Annotated in this window: 23 protein-coding genes; 11 read left to right on the top strand and 12 right to left on the bottom strand. The window is 54.1% G+C overall.

Annotation, left to right across the window (positions count from 1 at the left end; genetic code table 11):
• Positions 1–371: 371 nt before the first annotated feature.
• Positions 372–977, top strand: a complete 606-nt coding sequence (locus ACT6RZ_RS03800) for a hemerythrin domain-containing protein (RefSeq protein WP_444700863.1) — start codon at positions 372–374, stop codon at positions 975–977.
• 149 nt (positions 978–1,126) lie between these two features.
• Here the strand turns inward: ACT6RZ_RS03800 and nadD are convergent, their stop codons facing one another.
• The 5 genes from nadD to leuS all read right to left on the bottom strand — a co-directional run bounded on the left by nadD (position 1,127) and on the right by leuS (position 7,397).
• Positions 1,127–1,765, bottom strand: a complete 639-nt coding sequence (nadD, locus tag ACT6RZ_RS03805; RefSeq protein WP_444700864.1) for a nicotinate-nucleotide adenylyltransferase — start codon at positions 1,763–1,765, stop codon at positions 1,127–1,129.
• Positions 1,766–1,855: 90 nt separating this feature from the next.
• Positions 1,856–3,112 carry a glutamate-5-semialdehyde dehydrogenase gene (locus tag ACT6RZ_RS03810; RefSeq protein WP_444700865.1) on the bottom strand — a complete coding sequence of 419 codons (1,257 nt, stop codon included), beginning with the start codon at positions 3,110–3,112 and terminating at the stop codon, positions 1,856–1,858.
• Positions 3,113–3,150: 38 nt separating this feature from the next.
• The gene (holA, locus tag ACT6RZ_RS03815) at positions 3,151–4,185 is read right to left on the bottom strand and encodes a DNA polymerase III subunit delta (protein WP_444700866.1); all 1,035 of its coding nucleotides are present in this window, start codon (positions 4,183–4,185) and stop codon (positions 3,151–3,153) included.
• Between the two features lie 3 nt (positions 4,186–4,188).
• Positions 4,189–4,746: an LPS-assembly lipoprotein LptE gene (locus ACT6RZ_RS03820; RefSeq protein WP_444700867.1), complete on the bottom strand. Its 558-nt coding sequence runs from the start codon at positions 4,744–4,746 to the stop codon at positions 4,189–4,191.
• 35 nt (positions 4,747–4,781) lie between these two features.
• Positions 4,782–7,397, bottom strand: a complete 2,616-nt coding sequence (gene leuS, locus ACT6RZ_RS03825; protein WP_444700868.1) for a leucine--tRNA ligase — start codon at positions 7,395–7,397, stop codon at positions 4,782–4,784.
• A 301-nt stretch (positions 7,398–7,698) separates the two neighbouring features.
• Between leuS and ACT6RZ_RS03830 the strand changes: the two genes are divergently transcribed.
• On the top strand, positions 7,699–9,876 hold the full coding sequence (locus tag ACT6RZ_RS03830; RefSeq protein WP_444700869.1) for a TonB-dependent receptor family protein: 2,178 nt from the start codon (positions 7,699–7,701) through the stop codon (positions 9,874–9,876).
• Positions 9,877–9,972: 96 nt separating this feature from the next.
• Here ACT6RZ_RS03830 and adk read toward each other — a convergent pair whose 3' ends face one another.
• The 5 genes from adk to ACT6RZ_RS03855 form a co-directional block, all read right to left on the bottom strand.
• Positions 9,973–10,626, bottom strand: a complete 654-nt coding sequence (adk, locus tag ACT6RZ_RS03835; RefSeq protein ID WP_444700870.1) for an adenylate kinase — start codon at positions 10,624–10,626, stop codon at positions 9,973–9,975.
• A 111-nt stretch (positions 10,627–10,737) separates the two neighbouring features.
• Entirely contained in the window at positions 10,738–11,520 is a 783-nt protein-coding gene (gene rsmA, locus ACT6RZ_RS03840; protein WP_444700871.1) for a 16S rRNA (adenine(1518)-N(6)/adenine(1519)-N(6))-dimethyltransferase RsmA, read from the bottom strand.
• A 44-nt stretch (positions 11,521–11,564) separates the two neighbouring features.
• Positions 11,565–12,560 (bottom strand): 4-hydroxythreonine-4-phosphate dehydrogenase PdxA, encoded by a 996-nt coding sequence (gene pdxA / locus ACT6RZ_RS03845; protein ID WP_444700872.1) that lies wholly within the window; start codon positions 12,558–12,560, stop codon positions 11,565–11,567.
• A 22-nt stretch (positions 12,561–12,582) separates the two neighbouring features.
• The gene (locus ACT6RZ_RS03850) at positions 12,583–13,902 is read right to left on the bottom strand and encodes a peptidylprolyl isomerase (protein WP_444700873.1); all 1,320 of its coding nucleotides are present in this window, start codon (positions 13,900–13,902) and stop codon (positions 12,583–12,585) included.
• Positions 13,899–16,280: an LPS-assembly protein LptD gene (locus tag ACT6RZ_RS03855; protein WP_444700874.1), complete on the bottom strand. Its 2,382-nt coding sequence runs from the start codon at positions 16,278–16,280 to the stop codon at positions 13,899–13,901. Before ACT6RZ_RS03855 ends, ACT6RZ_RS03850 begins: the two co-directional genes overlap by 4 nt.
• Positions 16,281–16,482: 202 nt before the next feature.
• Here ACT6RZ_RS03855 and ACT6RZ_RS03860 point away from each other — a divergent pair, with 202 nt between their 5' ends.
• Genes ACT6RZ_RS03860 through ACT6RZ_RS03870 form a run of 3 tightly spaced genes read left to right on the top strand, consistent with a single transcriptional unit; the run spans position 16,483 to position 18,566 of the window.
• On the top strand, positions 16,483–17,454 hold the full coding sequence (locus tag ACT6RZ_RS03860; RefSeq protein ID WP_444700875.1) for an aminoglycoside phosphotransferase family protein: 972 nt from the start codon (positions 16,483–16,485) through the stop codon (positions 17,452–17,454).
• Positions 17,455–17,456: 2 nt separating this feature from the next.
• A complete protein-coding gene (gene murU, locus ACT6RZ_RS03865) occupies positions 17,457–18,128 on the top strand; it encodes an N-acetylmuramate alpha-1-phosphate uridylyltransferase MurU (protein ID WP_444700876.1) in 672 nt (223 codons plus the stop codon).
• 9 nt (positions 18,129–18,137) lie between these two features.
• A complete protein-coding gene (locus tag ACT6RZ_RS03870) occupies positions 18,138–18,566 on the top strand; it encodes a phosphate-starvation-inducible protein PsiE (RefSeq protein WP_442585943.1) in 429 nt (142 codons plus the stop codon).
• A gap of 27 nt (positions 18,567–18,593) precedes the next feature.
• On the opposite strand, the gene ACT6RZ_RS03875 is transcribed toward ACT6RZ_RS03870, so the two are convergent.
• Positions 18,594–19,625 carry a GGDEF domain-containing protein gene (locus ACT6RZ_RS03875; protein WP_444700877.1) on the bottom strand — a complete coding sequence of 344 codons (1,032 nt, stop codon included), beginning with the start codon at positions 19,623–19,625 and terminating at the stop codon, positions 18,594–18,596.
• 167 nt (positions 19,626–19,792) lie between these two features.
• Between ACT6RZ_RS03875 and ACT6RZ_RS03880 the strand changes: the two genes are divergently transcribed.
• From ACT6RZ_RS03880 to ACT6RZ_RS03905, 6 genes are all read left to right on the top strand, one after another.
• Positions 19,793–20,038, top strand: coding sequence for a DUF3820 family protein (locus tag ACT6RZ_RS03880; RefSeq protein WP_444700878.1), 246 nt, complete (start codon positions 19,793–19,795; stop codon positions 20,036–20,038).
• Positions 20,031–20,801 carry a DUF2927 domain-containing protein gene (locus ACT6RZ_RS03885; RefSeq protein WP_444700879.1) on the top strand — a complete coding sequence of 257 codons (771 nt, stop codon included), beginning with the start codon at positions 20,031–20,033 and terminating at the stop codon, positions 20,799–20,801. Before ACT6RZ_RS03880 ends, ACT6RZ_RS03885 begins: the two co-directional genes overlap by 8 nt.
• Before the next feature lie 87 nt (positions 20,802–20,888).
• Entirely contained in the window at positions 20,889–22,196 is a 1,308-nt protein-coding gene (locus tag ACT6RZ_RS03890; RefSeq protein WP_444700880.1) for an aminopeptidase P N-terminal domain-containing protein, read from the top strand.
• 22 nt (positions 22,197–22,218) lie between these two features.
• Complete coding sequence (locus ACT6RZ_RS03895; RefSeq protein WP_444700881.1) at positions 22,219–23,394, top strand: FAD-dependent monooxygenase; 1,176 nt, start codon at positions 22,219–22,221, stop codon at positions 23,392–23,394.
• The gene (locus ACT6RZ_RS03900; RefSeq protein ID WP_444700882.1) at positions 23,384–24,592 is read left to right on the top strand and encodes an FAD-dependent monooxygenase; all 1,209 of its coding nucleotides are present in this window, start codon (positions 23,384–23,386) and stop codon (positions 24,590–24,592) included. Before ACT6RZ_RS03895 ends, ACT6RZ_RS03900 begins: the two co-directional genes overlap by 11 nt.
• A 33-nt stretch (positions 24,593–24,625) precedes the next feature.
• Positions 24,626–25,375, top strand: a complete 750-nt coding sequence (locus tag ACT6RZ_RS03905) for a DsbC family protein (RefSeq protein ID WP_444700883.1) — start codon at positions 24,626–24,628, stop codon at positions 25,373–25,375.
• Between the two features lie 126 nt (positions 25,376–25,501).
• Here ACT6RZ_RS03905 and ACT6RZ_RS03910 read toward each other — a convergent pair whose 3' ends face one another.
• Positions 25,502–26,722: a type II secretion system F family protein gene (locus tag ACT6RZ_RS03910; RefSeq protein ID WP_444700884.1), complete on the bottom strand. Its 1,221-nt coding sequence runs from the start codon at positions 26,720–26,722 to the stop codon at positions 25,502–25,504.
• Position 26,723: the final 1 nt, after the last annotated feature.

A 26,723-nucleotide genomic window follows, 5' to 3' on the forward strand; every position in this document is an offset into this window, starting at 1 on the left:
CAATCAGGTTGGCTCAATCAGGCTGGCTCTCTATCAATAGCTGCGGAGAGTGAATACAGGCTATGGTCAATTGTCGTGCAGTGGTCATTATATTTATTTTTGGCTTAAAACTGGCAACTCGCACAACTCTTTTTATCGTTGCAAACAGTGGGCATCCCCCGCTTGGCAGATCGTTCAAACTCAAGCGCTGCAAACAGTTTTTAAAGGATGCAGTGTCAGGCGTGCGACTTTTCCTACAGTAAATTCAGAAGAAAATGCATGGTGTGTTTACAGGCCAGCCCGCATGATTACACCCACTACAACAAGGTCATTCCAGTGACGAATGACTGTACTTATCAATGCATGCCAACTAAATTACCAGGAGATTTACCATGACAACAGCAACACATGCAGCAGCAAAAAAATCCAGCCCAGTAAAATCCACGGCAGCAACCAGCGTCAAACACGATGTGATCGTGTTACTGAAAAATGACCATGCTGAAGTCAAAAAAATGTTTAAACAGTTCGACAAGCTGGCTGAGAAAGGCGATAACAAAGGCAAGGTGCAGATCGCCAACAAGATCTGTGCCGAGCTGATCGCACACACCATGGCAGAAGAAGAAGCTTTTTACCCGGGCGCACGCGCGGCCATAGACGATGATGCCATGCTCAACGAGGCAGTGGTTGAACATGACAGCGCAAAAGACCTGATCGCGCAGATTCAGTCTATGGACCCGGCCGACCCTATGTACGACGCAAAAGTGACCGTGCTGGGTGAATATATCAATCACCATGTGGAAGAGGAAGAAACAGAGATGTTTCCTGAAGTGCGCAAATCCAAGGAACTGGATCTGCGCGAACTGGCAGTCACTTTCAGCCGCCGCAAGCAGGAGATACTGGGGCAACTGCAAGGCGCAGATGGCGAGATAGATGCACAGCAGCTAAAAAAACTGATAGGCCAGCCAGAAAAACTGATAGACCAGCCAGCCAGACACTAAATGTCTGCTACAGGCGATATGCCTGTGTGACGGTCAAATTCTAACTACCTAGACCCGGCAGTGATACGCCCGGGTCTTTTTGTTTAAGCTATGCCTGTTTAAGGAATGCCTGTTTAAGGAATGCCTGTCAGTGCAGAAACCAGCGCAGTCTATGACTGGTATAAATGATTCTCTTTGATGTAATACAGCACTTTTTCCGGCATAGCCTCTATCACTGTATCGCCCTGGCCTAAGGCGGCACGGATATGGGTAGAGGAAACATCTGGTGGTGTGAGCGGCAAATAACTGACCAGGCCATGTGTCTGGGCGGCGAACTGGCTGGCCGCCTGGGCAATATCCACCAGTTTGTCTGCGTGCGGCGCATGCAGTTGCAGCGTGGCTTCCGCTGCGGCTCTATGCACGATCAGCAGGTGGCTATAATCCAGCAGTTCCTGCCAGCGGTGCCAGCTCGGCAGTTTTTGGTAACTGTCTTGCCCCATGATCAGGCATAACGACAGGTCAGGCAGGCGGTGGCGTAGCAGGTGCAGGGTTTCTATGGTGTAAGACGCGCCCTGTCTATCAAGCTCGCAGGTGTCCAATATAAAGCCGGGGTGATCCGCAATTGCCAGCTGGACCATATTGGCTCTATGCTGGGCGGTGACTGCCGGTATGGCTTTGTGTGGCGGGATGGCGGCCGGGATAAAACGGATCTGGCTGCAATGCAGGGCATCGACTACGCTTTGCGCCAGCGCAATATGGCCATTGTGGATGGGGTTGAAGGTGCCCCCAAATAGTCCGATGATTTCCATCTAATGATTCTTTAGTCGCATTAATCAATGTTCAAATCACATGAATCGAGCACCGCGCAACGCCGTGAAGCGCTCGCTTCATGCGATTTGTCAGGCGCGAACGTGGCCGTCACCGAGCACGATGTACTTCAGCGACGTCAGGCCATCCAGGCCCACAGGGCCGCGCGCATGCAGTTTGTCGGTAGAGATACCTATTTCTGCACCGAAGCCATATTCAAAGCCATCGGCAAAGCGGGTGGAGGCGTTGACCATGACGCTGCTGGAGTCGACTTCACGCAGGAACTGGCGCGCCTTGGTGTAGTTCTCGGTGACTATCGCCTCGGTATGCTGGCTGGAGTACTGGTTGATATGTGCGATCGCCTGTTCCAGGCCGCTGACGACCTTGCACGAGATGATGGCATCCAGATATTCAGTGTAATAGTCTTCTTCAGTCGCCGCTTTGGCTTGCGGGACGATAGCGCGTGTTTCGTCGCAGCCGCGGATCTCCACGCCTTTGCTGATCAGCATGTCGGCCAGTTTAGGCAGTGCGGTTTCGGCGATGCTGCGCGCCACCAGCAGTGACTCGGCGGTGTTGCAGGTGCCCAGGCGCTGGGTCTTGGCGTTTTCCAGTATACGCAGCGCTTTATCCAGGTCGGCTTCATCATCGACATAGATATGGCAATTGCCATCCAGATGTTTGATGACAGGGATGCGCGCATCACTGCTGATACGCTCTATCAGGCCTTTGCCACCGCGTGGCACGATCACATCCACATATTGTTTCATGGTGATCAGCTCGCCGACCGCCGCGCGGTCTGTGGTTTCCACCACCAGCACCGCCGCTTGTGGCAAAACAGCCTGCTGCAGGCCCTGATGCACGAGTTTAGCCAGTGCCTGGTTGCAATGTATGGCTTCAGAACCGCCACGCAGGATACAGGCGTTGCCAGACTTGATACACAGGCCGGCCGCATCCACCGTGACATTCGGGCGGGCTTCGTAAATAATGCCTATCACGCCCAGCGGCACACGCATCTGGCCGATCTGGATGCCGGAAGGACGGTATTTGAAATTGCTCATTTCGCCTATAGGGTCTGGCAGGCTGGCGATCTGCTCCAGGCCTTCTGCCATGGTCGCCACTGATTTTTCGCTCAGTGCCAGGCGGTCCAGCATGGCGGCTTCCATGCCATTGGCTTTGGCCGCGTCCAGGTCTTGCTGGTTGGCGGCGAGCAGGGCTTTTTCGTGATGACGGATCAGGCTGGCGATATTGCGCAGGGCCTGGTTCTTGGTGTTGGTATCCGCTTTAGCCATCAAACGGGAGGCCGCGCGCGCCTGCTCTCCCAGTTGTTTCATATAGTGTTGAATGTCCATAACTTGTTATTTTATCCTAAACCAGCTTTACCTGAATGTTAGCGTGTTCTTGTTCTGGCCGATCTGCTGGCCGCCATACGCGCAATGCCGGTACACAAGCGGGATAGCTCCAGCCAGGCATCGCCGTCACCTACGCCTTTTGCCATGCGGTCTATGTCTGACAATTTTTGTAGTGCTGCTTCGATATGTTTTTGCGGTAAAAATTCCAATGCACGTTTGACTAATTGCTGACGGTCCCCGAACAGCCTGGCCTGGGTAAGTGCATTTTGCATGGATTGCCCACTTTGCATGGCGATGCGTACTTGTAGCAATGGCCGGAACAGCCACACCAGCGGATTCATGACGGTGACTGCAGTTTCACCTTCTTCACGCAGGCCTTCTATGATGCGCAGTATGCGGCTTTGATCGCCGTGCAGCATGGCTTCGCCCAGTTGCGATACATCGAAACGCGCGACATTCAGCACGCACTGGCGTATCGCTTGTTCCGACAAGGGGCCAGCCGGATATAACAATCCCAGTTTCTGGATCTCCTGGTGCGCCGCCAGTAAATTGCCTTCTACCTGCTCGGCGATAAAACGGCGTGACACTTCATCTGCGCTCTGTTGTTGCAAGGCCAGCCGCTGGCCTATCCAGTCCGGCAGTTGTGCCAGCGGCACCTGGTTATGTATCAGCACTACCCCTTGCTGCAACAAGGCCTCATACCAGGCACTGTTAGTCATGTCGCGGTCGGGCGCGGGCAGGGTGATGATGATGGTGGTGTCGGCTGCCGGCAGTTCGGCCAGTTGTTGCAGGGCTTTGGCGCCTTCTACCCCGGGTTTGCCGGTGGGGATACTGATCTCAAGTATGCGTCGCTCGGCAAACAGCGAGAAGCTCTGCAAAAACTGGCTGATCTGACCCCAGTTGAAATAACGCTCTACAGAAAAGCTTGCACGCTCCTGTGCCCCCTGTTGCCTGGCGGCGGCGCGAATCTGGTCCAGAGACTCGGTGATGGACAGCGGTTCGTCACCGGCCAGCACGTACAGGTGCTGCCTGGGTGGCAGGTGCTGTGACAGTTGCGCAGCCTGGATGCGCATAGGCTACTCGGCTTTTTTCAGCGCTGACAGGCGGCGCAAGATACCATTCAACACATCGATCTGCATGCTGTCAGTCAACAGTTTTTGCTCTGTCTGTTTAGCCAGCAAGTTGGCGTCATTATAGGTATAGTCACGGCGGCCTTCCATGACCAGCGGCAGGCCCCAGGTCGGCTCGCCGGCGATCTTGGTGCGGTATTGCACACGGTAGTACAGCTCGTATTCACGCACCACACCGGTACCGCTCAGGGAAAGAATGCGTTGCTCATTCTCTTCCTTCAGCAATTCCAGCTGCAACTCGGCATCTTCCGCACTTTCTACCAGCTTGATCCCTTGCTCGGTCAGCGCTTTGCGTAAAGGCGTGGAGATGGTGGAGTTGCCGGAAATAAACATGCTCTTGAACGCGATCGGCGAAGGCTGGCGTAACTGAAAACCGCAGCTGCTCAGTGCTGCCAGCAATACCAGCCAGCCGCAGTGCTGCACGGCCCTGGCAAGAGAAAACCGGCTCAGCAAGACTGGCGTCAGGCGGGAAAGCAGCATGGTCATCCTTTCTACGATGTTCACTACGAATTCACTAGGATATTCAATAGTGGCGTTGCTTAGGCAACGACGATGTTAATCAATTTGTTAGGCACGACGATGATCTTCTTAACGCTGCCTTCATTGAGGAATTTCTGTACGAAATCCTGATTGACGGCAGTCGCTTCTATCTGCTCTTTGGCCATGCTCTTGGGAATATTGATGCTGCCGCGCAACTTGCCATTCACTTGCACCACGTATTCCACTTCGTCCTGCACCAGCGCCGAGTTGGCGGGTTCCGGCCATTTGGCGGCCATGATATCCTCACCCAGGTTCAGCGTTTGCCACATGACCTGGGCGATGTGCGGGGCGATAGGCGACAACACGCGCAGCAGTATGCTGTAGCCTTCAAAAGCCACTGCTGACCAGTCTTTTTCTGCTTCTTTCTGCAGTTTTTCCAGCGTATTCAGTATCTTCATGCAGGCTGAAGCCACGGTGTTGAATTGCAGTTTGGCCAGGTCGACATTGGCCTGTTTCAACACAGTGTGGATCTCGCGTCTGTGGTTAGCCAGTTCGCCTGTCAGCTTGTTAGGCATTTCGGCCGCCTGGGTTTCAGACAGGCCGTAACCGTAATTCCATACCCGTTTCAGGAAACGGTGCGAGCCTTCCACGCCGCTGTCAGACCATTCCAGCGTCTGCTCGGGTGGAGCGGCAAACATCATGAAGAAACGCGCGGTATCGGCACCGTATTGCTCTATCAGTGATTGCGGGTCCACGCCGTTACGCTTGGATTTGGACATGGTACCTATGCCCTGGTAATCAATGGCAGAACCATCGGCCAGCAGTTTGGCGCCGGTGATCTTGCCGTTGTCATCCTGGATCAGTTCTATCTCTTCAGGGGCAAAATACTCAATGCCGCCTTTAGCCGTACGGCGCGAGAAGATATGGTTGAGCACCATGCCCTGCGTCAGCAGGTTGGCAAAAGGCTCGTCATAATTGACCAGGCCGAGGTCGCGCATGACCTTGCTCCAGAAGCGCGAATACAGCAGGTGCAGAATCGCATGTTCGATCCCGCCTATGTACTGGTCTACCGGCATCCAGTGGTTGGTCTGTGCATCCACCATGGCAGTGTCGCTAAAGCCTGAGGCATAACGTGCGTAATACCAGCTGGAATCGACAAAGGTATCCATGGTGTCAGTTTCGCGCTTGGCCGGTTTGCCGCAGCTAGGGCAGGCACAATGCAGAAAATCTTCACGCTTGTTGAGCGGGTTGCCCGAGCCGTCAGGCACGCAATCTTCCGGCAGTCTGACTGGTAACTGCTCATCAGGCACCGGCACGCTGCCACAGCTTTCGCAGTGGATGATAGGGATAGGGCAGCCCCAGTAGCGCTGACGGGAGATCCCCCAGTCGCGCAGGCGCCAGTTAGTCTGTTTGCCGCCCAGGTCTTTTTCGGCCAGGTCGGCAGCCACAGCATCTATGGCCTGCGCATAGTTGAGGTCGTTGTATTTGCCTGAGTATATGCAGACACCTTTGCTCTTCTCGCCATACCACTCTTGCCAGGTGCTGAGGTCAAAGGTCTGGTCGATGACGCTGATGACCTGCTTGATAGGCAGCTGGTATTTCTTGGCAAAGCCAAAATCGCGTTCGTCATGTGCGGGCACCGCCATCACGGCGCCTTCGCCATATGTCATCAGCACATAGTTGCCCACCCACACCGGCACCTGTTCACCAGTCACCGGGTGCAGCACGGTCAGGCCGGTATCCATGCCTTCTTTTTCCATGGTCGCCATATCGGCTTCCATGACAGAACCTTGCTTGCATTGATCGATAAAGGCTTGCAGGGCAGGGTTGTTTTGCGCGGCATGCGTGGCCAGCGGATGTTCGGCCGCCACCGCGCAGAAAGTCACGCCCATGATGGTGTCGGCGCGGGTGGTGAATACCCACAGCTTGCCGTCATCTATCAGCTGGCCTGCGTCATTCTGTATGCTGTGCGGAAACGCGAAACGTACCCCCACGCTTTTGCCTATCCAGTTGGCCTGCATGGTTTTTACGCGTTCAGGCCAGCCTGGCAGTTTATCCAGGTCATCCAGCAGTTGCTGGGCGTGGCCGGTGATATTCAGGTAATAACCCGGGATCTCGCGTTTTTCGACCAGGGCGCCGGTGCGCCAGCCGCGGCCGTCTATCACCTGCTCATTGGCCAGTACCGTCTGGTCTACCGGGTCCCAGTTGACCACCTGGGTCTTTTTGTAAGCAATGCCTTTTTCCAGCATGCGCAGGAACAGCCACTGGTTCCATTTGTAATATTCAGGCTGGCAGGTCGCCAGCTCGCGGCTCCAGTCTATGGCAAAGCCGAGTGACTGCAACTGCTTGCGCATGTAAGCAATATTGTCATAGGTCCATTGCGCCGGCGGCACCTTGTTCTGAATGGCAGCATTCTCGGCAGGCAGGCCAAACGCATCCCAGCCCATAGGCTGCAACACGTTGAAACCTTTCATGTGGTGGTAGCGGCTGAGCACGTCACCTATGGTGTAGTTGCGCACATGGCCCATGTGCAGCTTGCCGCTAGGGTAGGGGAACATGGACAAACAGTAGTACTTGGGTTTGCTGCTTTCAGGTTTGGCTAAAAAGCTTTGCTTGGCGCCCCAGAATTGCTGTGCCTGTTGTTCGACTTCTTTATATGGATACTGCTGTTGCATGGGGGACCGGGACGCGATAACGAAAACAATAATTATACCTGAGAACCCTGCGACTGGTGGTTTGTGAGGGGCGGGATAGCGGCAAGGTAAATACTGTGATTGGCTGATATAAACCAGTAAATTATCTTGTTGGTTTATATCAGCCAATATTCATGCAGGTGTTTAACTTTTTTTGCAGGTGGAGACGGAGTTGTAAGTATATTTGCATAAATAAATCAACGAGATAATGATTATGAAAAATGCATTGGTGTAAATGTTGCTTTATCCTCCCCGTCATTTTTATAACAAGAGGACGAAGAGGATGTACATAACTAATAAAAAAATCATCTACGCCGCAACGGCTGTAGTGATGGGTGTCAATGTTTCAAATGGTTTTGCAGAAACACAGGGAAATAAAACCGAGAGTTTAGAAGTAGATGCTGTGGTCGTGAAAGGCATCTTGCCTGACCGTCTGGAAACCGTGCCTGGTTCATATAGCGTGGTCGATGAAAAGGCCCTGAATGAACGCAGGCCGTTTTCACTGCAGGAAGCGATCAATAATGTGCCTGGCGTACACATCGTGGGTGAGAATACCTTTGGCCTGGGCGTCAATATCGGTATCAGGGGCATGGACCCCAGACGTACATCACGCACTTTGTTAATGGAAGATGGCATGCCATTGTTCCTGGGGCCGTATGGCGACCCTTCGGCGCATTACACCACCCCCATAGAACGCGTGCAGCGCATCGAAGTAGTGAAAGGCTCTGGCCAGATCTTATATGGCCCGCAGACGGTAGGTGGCATGATCAACTTTGTGACCAAGCCAGTGCCCAAAAACGGATTTGAAGGCAGTGTCACCGGCATGGTGGGTAACAATGACTTTTCTGGCTTTGCCGCAAACCTTGGTGTGGGTGGCGAACAGGGTGGCATCATGATCGATGCGATACAGAAAAAAGGTGATGGTATCCGCAAGAACCATGACTTTGAAATGCGCGAGCTGATGGTGAAAGGCCAGTTGAACCTGACTGAAAGCCAGCGCATCATTGCCAAAGTCGGCTACTATGAAGAGGACTCGCATGTCTCTGAGACCGGCCTGGGTTCAGTGGAATACGCGCAGGATAAATATCAGGCGCCTACCGGCAAAAATGACCGCTTTGAATATCAGCGCAAGTCTTTGCAATTGCAACATATCTTCGATATCAATCAAAACGCGACTCTGACCACCAGTGCCTATTATGTGGATGCCTTCAGAACCTCATTCAGGCAGATCAACGATTCAGGTACCTTGGGTGGCGTTTCTGTCATGGACAGATGTACTGGCCTGGGCGCTGCGACAGTCGCCAATGCAGAGCAGTGTGGCGGTCGCCACCGGCCCAGAAGTTACGATTACTATGGTTTTGAACCGCGTTTGGATATCAAGCATAACTTGTTCGGTATCGAAAGCAGTGCAGTGGTAGGCTTTAGATATCATGAAGAAGGCAATAAGCGTCAGCAGTTCAGGGACGGTGATCCACGCGCGCAAAGTTTGTCTTATGCCAAAGCATTCGGCTCTTTCAGGGAAGATATCCGCATTGATATCGAGGCAAAATCTTATTACGCACAGAATACGTTTTATCTGGGTGACTGGACACTGACACCTGGTCTGCGTGTTGAAGATTACAAAAAGAAGATCAATGTGTTGCAAGCTGAGGGCGCGCCTCAAGGTTTCGCTAAAAACAATAGCCAGACAGTGTGGTTGCCAGGCATAGGCACCACCTGGAATGGCATTGCGAATACCACAGTTTTTGCAGGCATACACCGAGGGTTTGCCCCGCCAAGACCATCACGTGACATAGATTTTGAACTTTTGGCTGGCCCGGATGCGATCAGTAGCACCAAAGCCGAAGAAAGCACCAACACCGAGATAGGCGTGCGTTCATCTTATTTCAAAGGCGTCGGTTTTGAAGCCACATTGTTCAATATCGATTTTGACGAAATTGTCATCCAAAGCACTGCGGGTAATTTTATCAATGCAGGTAAATCGCAACAGACTGGATTGGAAATGGCGGCACGAGTTGACTTCGGCAGGATCTATGACAGTCCGCATAATTTCTATATTGCTGGTAATTACACAAATCTATTTACTGCCAGGTTCGAGAAGAATACTGCGCGCACTACCAGTGGCAATCGTCTGCCTTATGCACCACGTGACATAGCCTCCCTCAACTTTGGTTATCAGCACCCGATTGGTTTTAATGCGCGTATTGGTATTGATTATGTCAGCCAGCAATATGTAGACGCGAACAACTCGACAATCGAGAGTCTGAATGGTCAACAGGGCAGGATCCCTGCTTATACCTTGCTGAATGCGTCGGTTAACTTTAAACCAGTCGGCTCCAAACTTACTTATTTTCTAAGTGGTCATAACCTGGCAGATAAAGAGTATCTGGTCAGCCGTGTGGACGGCAAAGTGGCAGGACGCCAGCGTCAGGTGTTTGCCGGTATCCGTTACGACTTCTAATCTTTACAAGGTCTGTTTAACAGACCTTGAGCATCCGAAGATCTGAAATAAACAAAAAGCCCGCAAGTTTGCGGGCTTTTTGTTCAGCTGCAAATCTTATTTCAATGCAGCAAAAATTTCTTCTTTAATGGTATTCAACTCACCCAGGCCATTGACCTTGACGTACTGTGGCGCGCCGCTGACACCAGATTTCGCCCAGTCTGAGTAGTAGCCTATCAGTTGTTCAGTCTGGTCGTGATAGACCTGCAGGCGTTTCTGTACCACTTCTTCCTTGTCGTCCTCACGCTGCACCAGTTCTTCACCAGTGGCGTCATCTTTACCGGCCACTTTAGGCGGGTTGAATTTCACATGGTAGGTACGGCCAGAAGCCGGGTGGCTGCGGCGGCCGCTCATGCGCTCGACGATGGCGGCATCCGGCACATCGATCTCAACCACATAATCAATGGCGACGCCGGCGTTTTTCATGGCTTCTGCTTGCGGGATGGTGCGCGGGAAACCGTCAAACAGGAAACCGTTGGCGCAATCTGCGTCTTTGATACGCTCTTTCACCAGGCCTATGATCACTTCATCAGGCACCAGGCCGCCCGCATCCATGAATTTTTTGGCTTCCAGGCCCAGCTGGGTACCTGCTTTTACGGCTGCACGTAACATGTCACCAGTAGAAATTTGTGGAATGTTGTATTTTTCTTTGATGAAAGTGGCCTGAGTACCTTTACCGGCACCGGGTGCACCCAGCAGAATCAAACGCATGTCATGCTCCAAAAGATTGTTTTTGAGGAAAGAAAGATTATATCAGGCTAAAAAAAGCTGGCCTAACGCAATCGACTTAAACTTATATGGGCGAAACTAAATTGGCTAGCCTTAATCAGCAAGCGGGTTTACAGCTACATAATTGCTGATAGTGACAAACTCGGCCACGCTGAGGTTTTCTGCCCTTAATTGCGAGTCAATATTCAGCGCAATAAAACCGGCATCATCCAGCAGGCCTTTCAGGGTGTTGCGCAAGGTTTTGCGGCGCTGGCCGAAAGCGGCCAGCACCACTTTGGCAAACAGCGCTTCATCGCTGGCCGGATAAGGTAATCGTGCATGCGGCACGCAACGCACAAAAGCAGATTCTACCTTGGGGGCAGGTTCAAACGCTTCCGGCGGTACGGTGATCAGGTATTCCATCTGCAGGCGGTATTGCAGCATCACCGAAAGTCGTCCGTATTCAGAAGTGGAGGGTGCTGCCACCATGCGTTCTACCACTTCTTTCTGCAGCATAAAGTGCATATCTATGATCTGCGCGGTGTTTTCCAGCAGCTTGAACAGGATAGGGCTGGAGATGTTGTAAGGCAGGTTGCCGACCACGCGTATGCGCTCGCCTATGCTGCTGAAGTCGAATTTCAGCACATCCGAGTTGTGGATGCTGATCTTGTTGGTCGGGTAAAACGATTGCATCCACTGAATGATATCGCGGTCTATCTCTACTACATGCAGGTGATCCAGCTGTTTGAGCAAGGGTTGCGTCATGGCGCCCAGGCCGGGGCCTATCTCTACCATCAGGTCGTCTGGCACGGGTTGTATCGCTGTGATCAGGCTGGCTATGATGCCCTGGTCGGTGAGGAAATTCTGCCCGAATCGTTTTTTCGCTAGGTGTTTCATGTGATCGAATGCTCGTGGAGTGGGTGGTTCGCCAGTTGACCGTATCAGTCAGCTGCGACGCGTTTTTCTACCATTTCAATGGCCAGGCTGATCGCACTGAGCATGCTGCCTATATCGGCCTGGCCGCTGCCGGCAATATCCAGCGCCGTGCCATGGTCGACCGAGGTGCGTATGATAGGCAGGCCCAGGGTGACATTGACGCCTTCACCAAAACTGGCATGTTTGAGCACAGTCAGGCCCTGGTCATGGTACATGGCCAGAAAAGCATCTGCGCTGGCCAGGTTTTTCTGCGAGAACATGGTGTCGGCCGGCAGTGCGCCTGTCAGCTGCATGCCTTCTGCGCGCAGCGCATCCAGCACCGGGTTGATGGTATTGATCTCTTCGTCGCCCAGATAGCCGTTCTCACCGGCATGCGGGTTAAGGCCGGCGACATAGATGACCGGCCTGACAATGCCGAATTTTTGCACCAGGTCCTGATGCAGGATACGTAGCGTAGTGGTGAGTGATTCGCGGGTGATGGCATCGCTCACCTGGCTCAGCGGCAGGTGGGTGGTGGCCAGTGCCACGCGCATGCCACCGCCGACCAGCATCATCACCACTTGCGCTGTGCCGGTAGTATCTGCCAGGTATTCGGTGTGGCCGGTAAAGTCTATGCCTGCATCATTGATGATGCCTTTGTGCACGGGCGCGGTGACCATGGCGTCAAACGCGCCTGCTTCACAGCCTTCGCGGGCCTGGTCTAGCATGGCTAGCACATAAGGGCTGTTCTTGGGGTCTAGCGTACCAGCCGTGACAGTGGCGCCTGCCAGTACCGGCAGTACACAGAGGCTGCCATCGCCCGCATGTGCCGGCGCCAGCTCTTCATAACAATGCAGGGTCAGGGGAATATCCAGCTGCGCTGCCCTGGCCTGCAAGGCATGCGGGTCAGCCAGGATCACCAGTGCGGCAGGTACTGCGGTGTGCGCCAGTTTGACACAGATATCCAGGCCTATCCCGGCAGGTTCACCAGCGGTGATCGCGATACGGGGGAGCGTGGTCATCCAGTGAGGCTAACGCTTGCCATTAAAACTTGTCTTCTAGCCGCAACTCGACAAACGCTTTGTCACGCAGCTCGTGTATCCAGTCGGTATAGGCTTCTTCTGCCTTGCGGGCGCGGATCTCCTGGCGTGCTTTCAGGCGTTTGGATTCTTTGGACATATCCTGTTTGCGGCGCTCTATGACCTGGATGATGTGCCAGCCAAACTGGCTGCGTACCGGCGCACTGACTTCGTTAGGGGCCAGTTCGGCCATGGCTTTTTCAAACACCGGCACCGTATCGCCAGGGTTGATCCAGCCCAGGTCGCCGCCACTGGAAGCACTGCCGTCGTCAGAATACTGGCGGGCCATGTCCTGGAAAGGGGTGCCGTGATCGATACGCTCTTTGATAGACTCGATTTTTTGCTGGGCTTCCTTGTCAGACAGCACCTCATTCGGTTTCAGCAGGATATGGCGCACGTGGGTCTGGTCTACGATCAAAGTGCTGGCGCCTGCGCGTCTTTCGTTCAGTTTGAAGATATGCACGCCGCTGCCACTGCGGATAGGGCGTGACACACCGCCCACATCCAGGGTCTTGATCAGGTCGACGAACTGGGCAGGCATCTGCTGGCCACTGCGCCAGCCGAGTTCGCCACCTTCCAGCGCATTCGGTGCGTCAGAAAAGTTAGCCGAGGCTTTCTCGAAACTCATGCCTTCAGACATGGCTTTGATCGCCTGCTCGGTACGCATTCTGGCTTTCTGGATATCTTCAGGCGAGCTGTCTTCCGGCAGGCGGATCAGGATCTGCGAGATATTGAATTCGTCCAGGTCGCCTTCTTTTTCCTGCGTGCTCAGGTAGTTATCGATTTCGGCTTCAGAAATATTGACCTTGTTATCTACATCACGCTCCCTTAAGCGGGTGAGTATGATGTCGTTGCGTATGTCTTCACGGAACTTGTAAAACTTGGTGCCGTCTTCTTCCAGCGCTTTTTTAAAGGCCGGCATGGTCAGCTTGTTCTGTTCGGCGATACGCTCTATGGTCTTATCCAGTTGCGGGTCGTCGACCTTGATGCCGGTTTGCGACGCCAGCTGTAATTGCAGGCTATCGACGATCAGGCGTTCCAGTATCTGTTTCTGCAGCACATCTTCCGGCGGTAGTTCTACGCCTTTTTTGGTCATTTGCGCTCTGACTGATTCCATACGGTCCAGCATCTCGCGTTCAGTGATCACGGACTGATCCACCACTGCGATGATCCTGTCCATCTTTTCGATAGAGGGTTTGTCTGCCGCACTGATGTTCGCTGATACGCCTAGCAAAAGCGCAGCGCCAACAACCGGGTGTAGGAATATGGATAAGTATTTCATCATTGGGTGTTCTGGTCTCTGTAAATTCCCGGGATATCATTGGTGCGCATATAAGTCGGGATATTGCGCTTGATAACGTTTAATGGGTTGGCGCCTATAGAGGTCAGCCCACCCAGTTCGAGTTGAAAAAACATGGCATAGTTCGCGTCGGCAGTCGCAGTCTGTACGCGCTGCATGACGGCTCTGCCTTGCCAGCATCCGGCATCATACTCCAGGCCCGCCAGCATTTGTACGGCATTGCCATCACGGATAGAGTAGTTCATGCGGCCCACACCGTACCATCTGTTACCCAGTGGCCATTGGCCGGCAGTATCGATCTGCTCCAGGGTATTGGCGGTGTAACGGTAGCCGAAACTGAATGATTTGCCAGGCTCGGGATTATAACGCAGCAAGTAGTTGTTACGTTCCATATTGCCGCGGTCGGGGTCATACTGCCAGTAGGTATCCAGGTTGAGCCGGCTGGAAAGGCGGGCCGTGAATGCCGCCAGGATATCAGACGACTTGCGCGTGCTGGGCGCGGTGGTCGGCATATACACTTCCAGGTCATCAAAATAGAAGCGCTGGCCCAGGGTGCCGCTGAGGCGTTCTATGCCGGTCTCACTGTCTATCAGGCGGCTGGTCACTGCCAGTGTGACCTGGTTGGCGTTATTGATCCTGTCGTCACCACTGAACTGGTTCTCGTAAAAGATAGAGTTCTGGTTCAGCGTGTTGAGCGAAGTATCAAAAATAGGGATCTTGGTCTGATCTCTATACGGGATATACACATAGTAGGCGCGTGGTTCCAGCGTGTGCGTGTAGTTGGTATCGAACAGGTTGGCCTGGCGGTCAAAATACATGCCCGAGTCCAGGCTGACGATAGGCAATGTCCGGTTCAGCTGGTTGTATTCTTCGGTGTAGCCCAGCGGCACATTGCCGGTCAGGCTGTATTGCGTGGTCTGCACGCCGACCTTGGGCGTGATGAAACCATACGAATTCTTCATCGGATAAGAGATCGATGGATATAAGCTGAAACGGCTGCCACTAGGCGCATTCACCATTTCTTTCATGGCGTCAAAATAAACGTATTGCGCCCCGGTATTGGTAGTGAAACCTTTCCAGTCGTTGGTATAGGTCGCGGTCAGTTGCGGCAGGCGCTGGTAGACGAACGAGAGGTTATCCAGGTTCTGATAGCGTTGTACGGTACCGTTAAAGGTCAGGTGTTCGTCCGCATAATTGACGAATGCAGTTTGCCCGAGGTTGACCCGCGACGTCACCTGTATCCTGGTCGCCATTTCAGAGAAGTATTTGTCATCCGAGACTTTTTCCAGGCTGTAGCCGCCAGACCAGCGGTCGCTGAACTGGTGGCGGTGCGCCAGCTTGGCATAAAAACGGTCCTGGCCGGTCATACTGTCGTTGTCCAGGTACTCGAAGTTATTCGAGCCCATGTAGTTCTCACCCAGGTAGCGGAACTCGCCCTGGAACTGTATGCCTCGTTTGCTCAGCACGCGCGTCGCCAGCGTGGCATCCTTGTCCGGGCTGATGTTGATGTAGTAGGGCGTCAGCAGCTCGAAACCACTGCGTGAAGTCGTCCCCCACAATGGCGCCAGCAAACCGGTTTTACGCTGGTTGTTATACGAGAAACTCATCCATGGCGTATACAGGATAGGCACACCCTTGAACTCGACGTAGGCATTGGTGGCTTCGCCGGTGCGGGTGTAATCATTTAATTCCAGGCTGCCGGTTTTGATATACCAGTCATCGACATCGGCAGCACACGAGGTGTAGCTGGCGCTTTTAAGGCGCTTGATATTCTGCCCTTCAAAAAACACCTGCTTGGCCGAGGCGCGGATGTTATCAAAAGAAGTCTTTTTTTCTTGGTTGCTGTATGAGGCGTTGTCATCAATGTAGCGTTTAGGGTCGCTGACCAGGATAGCCTGGTCGTCTAGCAAGGTATTGGTGTCATCATTGCTAGGCCTGGGCGGGGCGCTTTTAAACTCAATGGTCACATCACGCATCTCGCCGATATTCTCACTCAGGCGCATGCGCAGTACCGGGCCTTTGATGGTGGTGAGGCCGGCCGAGATCACCGCATTGCCTTCTACCTGCAATTCATCGTTCTGCATGTCATAACGGATCTCGTCGCCGGTGACCTGCTGGCCATCCTTGCGGATCACGGCATTGCCGGTGGCCCACATCTGCCTGTCCATGCGCAGTTTGAGGGTGTCGCCCTCGATCTCGACCGCACCTGGCAGGCTGGCATTCTCGGCGACCACTACAGCAGGCGTATTGCCATCATCAGCCCGCACGTGTGCGGACGCCATGGTGCCGGTCGCCACCAGCGCCAGAATCAGGCGTATGCCGCGCTCCCGTGAAATGGAGGAATGAACTTGCAAGTTAGTCAAAGAGTGATAGTTTCAGTAGGCTCCGCGGGTCGCAGAGTGGTTATATGCATGCAATTCGTGCCACCTGGCCGGATGCCCCATTCATTTGGGCTATATTATTCATTAAAACGCTTAAAAAGTCATTTTTCACATTAAAATGTGAGTCGCATTTTAACAGCAAGCGCGTGCACTTGAACCGCTTATTCATGATCCGGGAAAATTTGTGGATAGAACACAACAACTTGAACAATGGCTGGCACAGGTCCTAGACCAGCCTTATACGCTCACTACGGCTTCTGCCGACGCCAGTTTCAGGCGTTATTTCCGCGTGCATCTGCCGCAGCAGACCTTGATCGCCATGGACGCGCCACCACCGCAGGAAGACTGCCGGCCATTCGTCCAGGTGGCCGAACGCCTGCTGGCTGCCGGTTTGAATGTACCTGAAGTGATCGCCCAGGATCTAGAGCAAGGGTTTTTGTTACTGAGTGACCTGGGTAATGATACCTACCTGTCCAAGCTCACCGCGCAAAACGCCAAAGCCTTGTATGGCGATGCCTGCCAGGCGCTGATCAACATGCAACTGGCAACCGATAAAGATGCTTTACCGCCGTATGACGCTGCCTTGCTGATGCGCGAGTTACAGTTGTTCCCCGACTGGTATGTGACTAAACATCTGGGCAAGACATTGTCAGCAGAGCAGCAGGCGGTGCTGGACAAGACTTTCGCCCAGTTGGTAGACAACATCTTGCAGCAACCGCAGGTGACTGTGCACAGGGACTACCATTCGCGTAACCTGATGGTCACCGCAGAAAATAACCCTGGCGTGCTGGACTTTCAGGATGCGGTGATAGGCGCCATCACCTATGACCTGGCCTCGCTGTTTAAAGACGCTTATATCCGCTGGGATGAGGAAGATCTGATGGATTGGGTAGTGCGTTACTGGCAGGCGGCCAAAAAAGCCGGTTTGCCGGTGAATGAGGATTTTGGCGGCTTTTATAAAGATTTTGAATGGATGGGCGTACAGCGCCACATCAAGGTGCTGGGCATTTTTGCGCGCCTGTATCACCGCGACGGTAAAGACGGTTATCTCAAGGATATGCCGCTGGTCATGCAGTATCTGCAGGCCGCTTGCGAACGTTATGTAGAGTTGCGGCCTTTGCTCAGGCTGTTGCAGGCACTGGAAAAGGCTGATTGAGCATGCGGGCCATGATACTGGCGGCGGGGCGTGGCGAGCGCATGCGGCCGTTGACCGACCATACGCCCAAACCCTTGCTGCAAGTCGGCGGAAAACCGCTGATCGTGTGGCACATAGAGCGGCTGGCGCAGGCGGGTATAGCCGAGATAGTCATCAACCATGCCCATCTCGGCCAGCAGATAGAGCAGGCGCTGGGCGATGGCCGGCAATGGCAGGTCAATATTCGATACAGCCCGGAGCAGAGCGCACTGGAAACCGCCGGTGGCATCGCCCAGGCCTTGCCCTTGCTGGGCGAGCAGCCGTTTCTGGTGATCAATGGTGATGTGTTTACCGATATAGACTATGCCACCCTAGCTCTGCCTGCAGCCAAACTCGCCCATTTGGTGATGGTGGATAATCCGCCGCAGCACGCGCAGGGTGATTTTGCTTTAGAGTATGGGCTGGTCAAAGAGGCCAGTGACCATAGACTCACCTTCTCTGGAGTGGGGGTCTATCACCCGCAGTTATTCCAGGAAGTAGTGCGCGGCCAGCCGGCAAAGCTGGCGCCGCTGTTAAAAACCGCCATGCAGCAGGCCTTGGTCAGTGGACAGCACCATACCGGCATCTGGCATGATATCGGTACGCCAGAGCGTTTGCAGCAGATAGACGCATGGCTAAGTAAAACAAAAAATTAAGGGGGAAGCATGAGACCGCCATACGAGCATAAAACCGACAAGATCGCGCACCAGGCTTTGATGTGGATAGAGCGACTGGGGCTGGCGCTGGTGACTATCGCCACCTTCTTCTCGCTGGCACACGAGCTGGCACGCATGTGGAATGTAGGCATGGTAGGGCTGGGCGATCTGCTGCAGCTGTTCTTGTACCTGGAAGTCTTTTCCATGATCAATAGCTATTTCGGCACCGGGAAACTGCCCATGCGCTATCCTATCTATATCGCCATGGTCGCCTTGGCGCGCTATCTGTTGCTGGATATGAAAGAAATGACAGAGACGCATATGCTGGCAGTCTCGGCAGCGATCCTGATACTGGCGATTTCGGTGCTGGTGATGCGATTTGGGCATGCCCGGTATCCGTATGAGGATATTCCCGAGCAAAAACGTGATTTACTGTAAAGGCTGAGGCGGCCTGGCCGCCTGTGTTTAAGCTGCTGCCAGCTCTTCGGTGATCAGTGTGACCTGGTTACGTCCTTTGGCCTTGGAGGTATACAGGGCCTGATCGGCACGATTGAGGAAGCTTTCTGCGCTTTCCCCGGGCTGATACGCGGTCACTCCCAGCGAGATGGTGACATTTGAGATCAGTTTGCTGGTGACATTGTTTTTAATGCTGATATTCGCCACATGCTGGCGTATGCTCTCGGCCACTTCCCTGGCGGTTTCCAGCGGCGTATGTGGCAATAACAACACGAATTCTTCACCGCCATAGCGGGCGGCGGTATACAGCTCGCCGGAAACGGCTTTCATGATCCTGGCCACTGCCTGTATCACTTTATCGCCAAACAAATGGCCATAGGTATCGTTGACGCGTTTGAAAAAATCGATGTCGCCTATGATCAGGCAAGTGTCTTCAAGGCTGGATGCCGATGCCAGGCTCTGGTTCAGTGCATGATCGAAGCCTCTGCGGTTCATCAGGCCGGTCAGCCCGTCTGAAACGGCTTCCTGTTTGGCTTTGACGATCTCATTCTTTAAAGCGGCGATCTCTTGCAGGCTGCTGTGCAGCTGGTCCTGCAAGGTATGCATGGATTGCTGGATATTGGCGGTTTCGGATAACAGCTCGCCCATGTGGCGCGCCACTTCGCCATCCAGCTGCTGCAGTTCACCAGACCAGGCGTCCAGCGTCTTCCTGAATTGTGTAGTCTCATGGCCGGCTTTGACGGTAGAGGCATTGATATCCGACACCACATGGTTAAAGCGGTCTACGATATTCTGTGCGCTGTCAGCATCCAGGCTGGCGATATGCTTGTTGAATAACTGGGCGGTACTTTTTTCGTTAAGTTTTTTCTCTTTGTCTATCAGCGAGTTGACTTCGTCTATCAGGTGCGCGTGTTCACCAGACGAGTATTCGTACCAGACAGCGTAGCTGACCGGATGGAAGGCAGCATCCTGCATGGACATATGCTGGATGGCCTGTCGCAGAAATTCTGCACTTTTTTCTTTACTGATTTCGTATTGCATCGTGCCTCTTAAGCGATGTTAAAATTCAAAGCTGATTATTTTTTTAATGGCTATCTATTCACTAGATAATGGTATTAACGGATGGCAATGGCGATTTTTGAGAGTAGCGATCAATAAAAACTGTAAATTATTTTTATCAATAAGTGATTTTTGCCGAAAAGATGTCTATGAATAACAATGATCTGATGCAACTGGTCACCCTCAGAATGCCCTATGGCAAATACAAGGACAGACTGATCGCCGATCTGCCCGGCCACTACCTTAACTGGTTTGCGCGCGATGGCTTTCCCAAGGGCGAGCTGGGGCGCCTGCTGCAATTGATGCAGGAGATAGACCATAATGGCCTCAATGACCTGCTGCAGCCATTGCGCAGCCATGTTGCGCCCAGCCGGGGCGAGGCCAGGCATGATTAGGCGCTGGTTTGCAGCGTGCCTGCTGGCCGTCTCACCCTTGACCCATGCAGAAGAGCCCTGGCAATCGGTCGCCTATCTGCAGCAGGCCTTCAGCGAGATCGCCTTGCATAGCGAATATAGCCCGGGCGAGCAGCCGGTGCGCAAATGGCTGCAACCGATCAAAGTGTGGCTGGAACATCATACCGACCAGACCGAGCAGCACAGCCTGCTCACCAGATACCACTTTCAGCATTTGGCCAAGATCACTGGCCACCCCATCAGTTTTGCCAGCTCGCGGCAGGAAGCCAATTTTATCGTGGTGTTCTCACACCTGCAGTTGTGGCGCAATGATATCGCCCTGGTCAGCGGTGATCTATCCATCAAGCCGCCAAGTGATGCCGCCTGCATGTTCGGCATCCACCTGGATGATAAAAAGGCGATCAGAAAGGCCTGGGTGGTGATCCCGGTCGATTATGCACAGGAGCACCGGCAGTTGCTGTCCTGTATCGTCGAGGAGACTACGCAGGCGATGGGCTTGCCTAGCGATTCGGACAAGGTCTTCCCCTCAGTGTTCAACGACCACACGCCGGAGTCATTACTGACCGGCCTGGATGCCTTGTTGCTGAAAATGCTGTATCAGCCAGCGATCAAGCCTGGCATGCGCGGTGCGCAGGTCAAACCTGTCCTGGCCAATATCCTGCAGAAATGGCAGGCAGACGGCACCATAGACCAGGCTGAAAAAAATGTCAGGCAATCCGAGCTATATGAAATGATGGGGTTCTGAGGCCAGTCTGGCGTTGAACCATTCCAGCAAATGCGCACCAAATAAGCTAAAATGCCCAACCATCCAGGATCACCTTTGAGTTTTTCCATGCACGAATTTTCACAGCGCCGTCAACAACTGATGTCCCGCATGCAGGCCGGGATCGCAGTCATTCCCACTGCGCCAGAAGTGACGCGTAACCGTGACAGCCACTACCCTTATCGTTTTGACAGCTACTTTTATTACCTGAGCGGTTTTAAAGAGCCTGAGGCGGTGCTGGTGCTGCTGGCCGGGGCAGAAAACAAAAGCATTCTTTTTTGCCGTGACAAGGATATTGAACGCGAGATCTGGGATGGTTTTCGCCATGGTCCGCAAGCGGCCAAAGATGAATTCGGGTTTGATGAAGCCTACTCCATCAGCGAGCTGGATGAAGTCTTGCCCAAACTGATGGCCAACCAGCCGGCGCTGTTTTATAGCCTGGGCTCAGATGCCGGCTGGGATAGCAAAGTCGCTGGCTGGCTGAATACCGTACGCGCGCAAACACGCAGTGGCATACAGGCGCCAGCGGCAGTGGTTGATGTAAGGCTACATATAGACAGCCTGCGCCTGGTTAAATCGCCGTGGGAAGCCGACCTGATGCGTAGATCGGCGCAGATCGCCGCCGCCGCGCACAACCGCGCCATGCAGATATCCAGGCCAGGCAAGTGGGAATACCAGGTGGAAGCTGAATTCATGCATGGGTTTTATAGCCAGGGGGCACAGGCACCTGCGTATACCAGCATAGTCGCCGGTGGCGCCAATGCCTGCACCCTGCACTACAACGCCAATAATGCCGAACTGAAAGATGGCGACCTGCTGTTGATCGATGCCGGTTGTGAGCTGGATGGTTACGCCTCTGATATTACGCGTACCTTTCCGGTCAACGGCCGTTTTAGCGCACCTCAGAAAGATCTGTACCAGCTGGTGCTGGCTGCCCAGGCGGCTGCCATCGCCAGCGTCAGCCCGCAGCAGCACTGGAATGCACCACATGAAGCGGCCTTGGATGTGCTGGTGGATGGCTTTATCCATTACGGACTGTGCCAGGGCAGCCGTGACCAAGTGCTGGAAAACGGCAGCTATCGCCAGTTTTACATGCACAGGACCGGCCATTGGCTGGGCCTGGATGTGCATGACGCCGGTGAATACAAGACAGCGGCCGGCGACTGGGTCATGCTGCAAGCAGGTAATGTGCTGACCGTGGAGCCGGGTTGTTATGTGCGGCCGGCCGACAATGTGCCGGCGCATTTCTGGAATATCGGTATCCGCATAGAAGACGATGTGCTGGTTACTGAAACAGGAAATGAAGTGCTCACGGCGGCGGCGATCAAAACCGTGCCAGACATAGAAGTGCTGATGCGCGACAGAATATCAACATGATTTTTCAGAAAAGGTCACAGCTTTGAAGCAAAGCGTTGCGCACCCATTAGTGATAGGCGGCGGCCCGGTCGGGCTGGTGCTGGCGTTATCGCTGCAACAGTCCGGCGTGCCGGTGACTGTGCTGGAAGCGCAGCAGCCGGGGGCCATGTACGGCGATGGCCGCGCCCTGGCCTTGTCTTATGGCACGCGCCAGGTGCTTGAACAGTTAGGTGTGTGGGATAGGCTGGCAGCTGCTGTCACCGCCATAGCAGGCATACATGTCTCGCAGCAGAAAGGCCTGGGCCGTGCGTTGCTCAAGGCGAGTGAACACCAGCTGCCAGCGCTGGGCTATGTGGTGTCGTATGGTGCATTGATGCAGGCGCTGGATGCGCGCCTGGCTGAATCCGCTGCCGGTATCGAAGTGCGCTACCAGGTGCCGGTGCAGCACTTGCATGTCGATGGCGCTGCGGCAGAAGTGACTTTTCAGAGCGCGACCGCCGCTGAGCCTGAAGTGCTGGTGACACCGCTGGCCGTGGTCGCTGATGGCGGCCGCAGCCTGGAAGCCATTCCCGGTCTGATCCGCGACACCAAACATTACGGCCACGATGCGCTGGTGGGCCTGGTGCGAACCGAGCTGCCGCACCGCAATATCGCCTATGAGCGGTTCACGCCGTATGGCCCGATGGCGTTGTTGCCCAACGGCGAACAGTTTTCCCTGGTCTGGACCGGGGAGCAGGCTTATATAGACCAGATCAGCGCACTGGATGACGCGGCCTTTTTACAGGCACTGCACCAGGCGTTCGGAGATCGCGTAGGCAAATTCCTGCATATAGGTAAACGCGGCCGCTTCCCGCTCAAACTCAGTAAACTGGAACAGACCTTTGCTGCGCATTGTGTGGTGATAGGCAATGCCGCCCAGACTATGCACCCGGTCGCCGGGCAAGGCTTTAATGTGGGCATACGCGATGCCATGGCGCTGGCGAAAAATATCGCGGCCACTGCAGCGGACCAGTGGGGCGCAGCGCATCGGCTCAGCGAATATCAGCAGTCGCGCGCCCGCGATAGCGGACGCGGCTTGCTATTCACCGATTTCCTGGTCAATGTCTTTTCCAATGACCTGGTAGGCGTCGGGCTGTTGCGCGGGGCAGGCCTGGGTGCACTCAGCCTGCTGCCGTTCGCGCGTCGTTTCCTGGTCAACAAGATGAGTTATGGCAGCTAGCAAAACCGAGATCAGCACCGAAGTGGTGATCGTAGGCGCCGGTCTGGTAGGCCTGACGGCCGCGATCGCTTTGTCCAAACTTGGTAAGCAAGTGGTGCTGACAGATGCCGGCCCGCGTCCGCTACTGGCTGAGGGCTGGGTAGAGGACACCAGGCATTGGGATGCGCGTATCTATGCCTTGACCAATGAAACCGTGCACTGGCTGCAAGAGATAGGCGTGTGGCAACATGTGCCAGCCAGCCGTATCAATGCCATGAGCGCCATGCATCTGTGGTCACCCACCGCCATGCATGCCACACCCAGCCTGCAGCTGGATGCACAGGATGCGCATCTGGCACAAATGGGCTGCATCGTCGAGAGCCAGGCCCTTGTAGCTGCGTGCTGGCAAGTGCTGGCAGAGTCAGACCTGACCGTCATCACCGATGCCGCGGCACAGTCATTGCAACATGCAGGTCATATTGTGCAGTTAACATTGCCGCAGCATGTCATCACTGCACAATTGCTGCTGGGTGCCGACGGTGCCCGTTCATGGGTGCGTGCGCAAAGCGGTGTCAGGGTCAGCCGGGTAGACTTTGAACAGACCGCCCTGGTGACCAATTATCTGACCGAACAGGGGCACGGCAATATCGCCAGGCAATGGTTCGGCAGCCATGAGACACTGGCATTGCTACCCATGCCGCAACAGCAGGTGTCGCTGGTGTGGGCATTACCGCACGAGCAAGCCCAGGAGAAACAGAGCCTGTCGCCGGCAGCATTGGCCGCCGAGGTCGAGCAGCGCTGCGGCCATGTGCTGGGTAAGTTACAGCCTAACGGCCAGCTGTTGAGTTTTGCGCTGGCCCAGCAAACCGCTGATGACATGGCATTGCCTGCAGTACTGTTGTTAGGGGATGCCGCACACCAGGTGCACCCTATGGCGGGGCAGGGGGTCAATCTGGGTTTCCAGGATGTGCAGGCCTTATGCCTTGAATTAGCCAAACTGCCTGCCTTGCGCCCTATAGGCGATGCGCGCTTTCTGCGACACGTCATGCGTATGCGGCAAATGGATATCCTGAAGATGCATGCATTGACACGCGGCCTGGATAAACTGTTCGCGCGCGCGGAGCCGGTATGGACGCATGCGGCGATCCTGGGTTTACGCGGGCTGGAAAACAGTGCTATGCTAAAACGATTTTTAATTCGCACAGCCACCCAAGGGTGAGGGTGTTGTGCCCGCTTTGAGAAAGAGTGATCCATGAAAAAAAGTTTTTTGAGTTCTAGTCTGCGCCTGATCGCTTCGTCGGTATTGCCGGGTGTGTTGCTATTCAGCGCGCTGAGCAGTGTGGCTGATGAGGCTTCGGTTAAAAAAGCCCTTGAAGCGGCCTACCCCAAGATCAAGGTCGATAGCGTGACTAAAACCAGCTATGCCGGTCTGTATGAGATATTTATGGGCGGTCAGATCATATACACCGATGAGAAATTCAGTTTTCTGATCGCTGAAGGTCGTCTGGTAGACCCGAAAACCAAAAAAGACATCACTGGTGAACGTCTGGATGAACTGACCAAGATAGACTTCAACAGTCTGCCACTGGATCAGGCGATCAAAGTAGTCAAGGGCAACGGTGCGCGCAAACTGGTGGTGTTCTCAGACGTGGATTGCCCATTCTGCAAGCGCCTGGAGCAGAACGAGCTGACCAAGATCAACGATGTCACCATCTATACTTTCCTCTATCCTATCGAGCAGTTACATCCAGATGCAGCCAACAAATCGCGCAGTATCTGGTGTGCCAGCAACCGCGTCAAAGCCTGGCAGGAGTGGATATTCAACAACAAATTGCCTACCAGCACCGCTAAATGCGAAGTGCCGCTGGAAAAAGTGGGTGAGCTGGCGCACAAGATAGGCGTGAACAGCACCCCGACCATGTTCTTTGAAAACGGCAAGCGCATGTTGGGCGCACAGCCTGCAGACGAGATAGAGAAATCCCTGCAGACTGCCAAGAAATAGTTTTTTTATCTCAAGCGAGTATATGCAAAAGGCCGGATCTCCGGCCTTTTGTTTGAGTAACATCCCCTGATGTAAAAGTGGCAAGGCAAGCCGTCTGTGCCTGCCTTTGCCCTGGCGGCATAAGCGCTAGGTGCCGCTGACCACCTTGCCCATTTTGAAGATAGGCATATACATGGCCACTACCAGGCCGCCGATCAGCACCCCCAGTACCACCATGATCACCGGCTCCATCAGGCTGGAGATCGCGGCGACCGCATCGTCCACTTCGGCTTCATAAAAGTCGGCCACTTTGGTCAGCATGGCATCCAGCGAGCCGGATTCCTCACCGATGGCGGTCATCTGGATCACCATATTGGGGAATACATTGGCATTCTGCATGGAAACCGTGAGGCTGGTACCAGTGCTGACTTCACTCTGTATGCGTTTGGTGGCGTCATAGTAGACCCTGTTGCCGGAGGCGCCCGCCACCGAGTCCAGGGCTTCTACCAGCGGTACGCCGGCCGCAAACATGGTCGATAGTGTGCGGGCGAACCGCGCAATGGTGGCTTTGCGTATCAGTTCGCCAAAGATGGGTAAACGCAGCATCAGGCGGTCCATGGTGGCTTGCAGCTTTTCAGAGCGCTTCCAGGTGTAGAGGAAGAACCAGATGCCAAAGCCCAGCGTGCCGAAGATCGCCCACCAGAAGCGTACAAAAAAGTCGGAAATATTGATCACGATCACGGTAGGCGCGGGCAGGTCGGCACCAAAGCTGCCGAACAGGTCTTTAAACGCAGGTACCACAAAGATCATGATCACGGCGGTGATGATAAAGGCCACCACGATGATAGAGATAGGGTATACCAGGGCTGATTTGATCTTGCTTTTGATGGCCTGGATCTTTTCTTTATAAGTGGCCAGCCTGTCCAGCAAGGCATCCAGGATACCGGCCTGTTCACCGGCCGCGACCAGGTTGCAAAACAGGTTGTCAAAATACAGGGGATATTTGCGGAAGCCTGCACTCAGGCTGCTACCTGTCTCTACATCGGCCTTGATATCGGCCAGCAGTTTGGCGACTGCCGGGTTGTGATGGCCTTTGCCGACAATATCAAACGACTGCAATAACGGCACGCCGGCTTTCATCATGGTCGCCAGCTGGCGCGTGAATAAAGTAATGTCCTTGTCAGTGACCTTGCCTTTGATACGCAAGGAACTCTGTTTTTTGACCTTGTTGACCGTGATGCCCTGGCGACGCAGGGTGGCATTGACCACGGCTTCGCCATTGGCACGCATCTCGCCCTTGACCAGTTTGCCTTTACGGTCTTTACCTTCCCATAGGAAGACGGATTGTTTGATATTTCCAGTTGCCATA

Source organism: Methylophilus sp., assembly GCF_052437885.1.
GTDB lineage: Bacteria > Pseudomonadota > Gammaproteobacteria > Burkholderiales > Methylophilaceae > Methylophilus.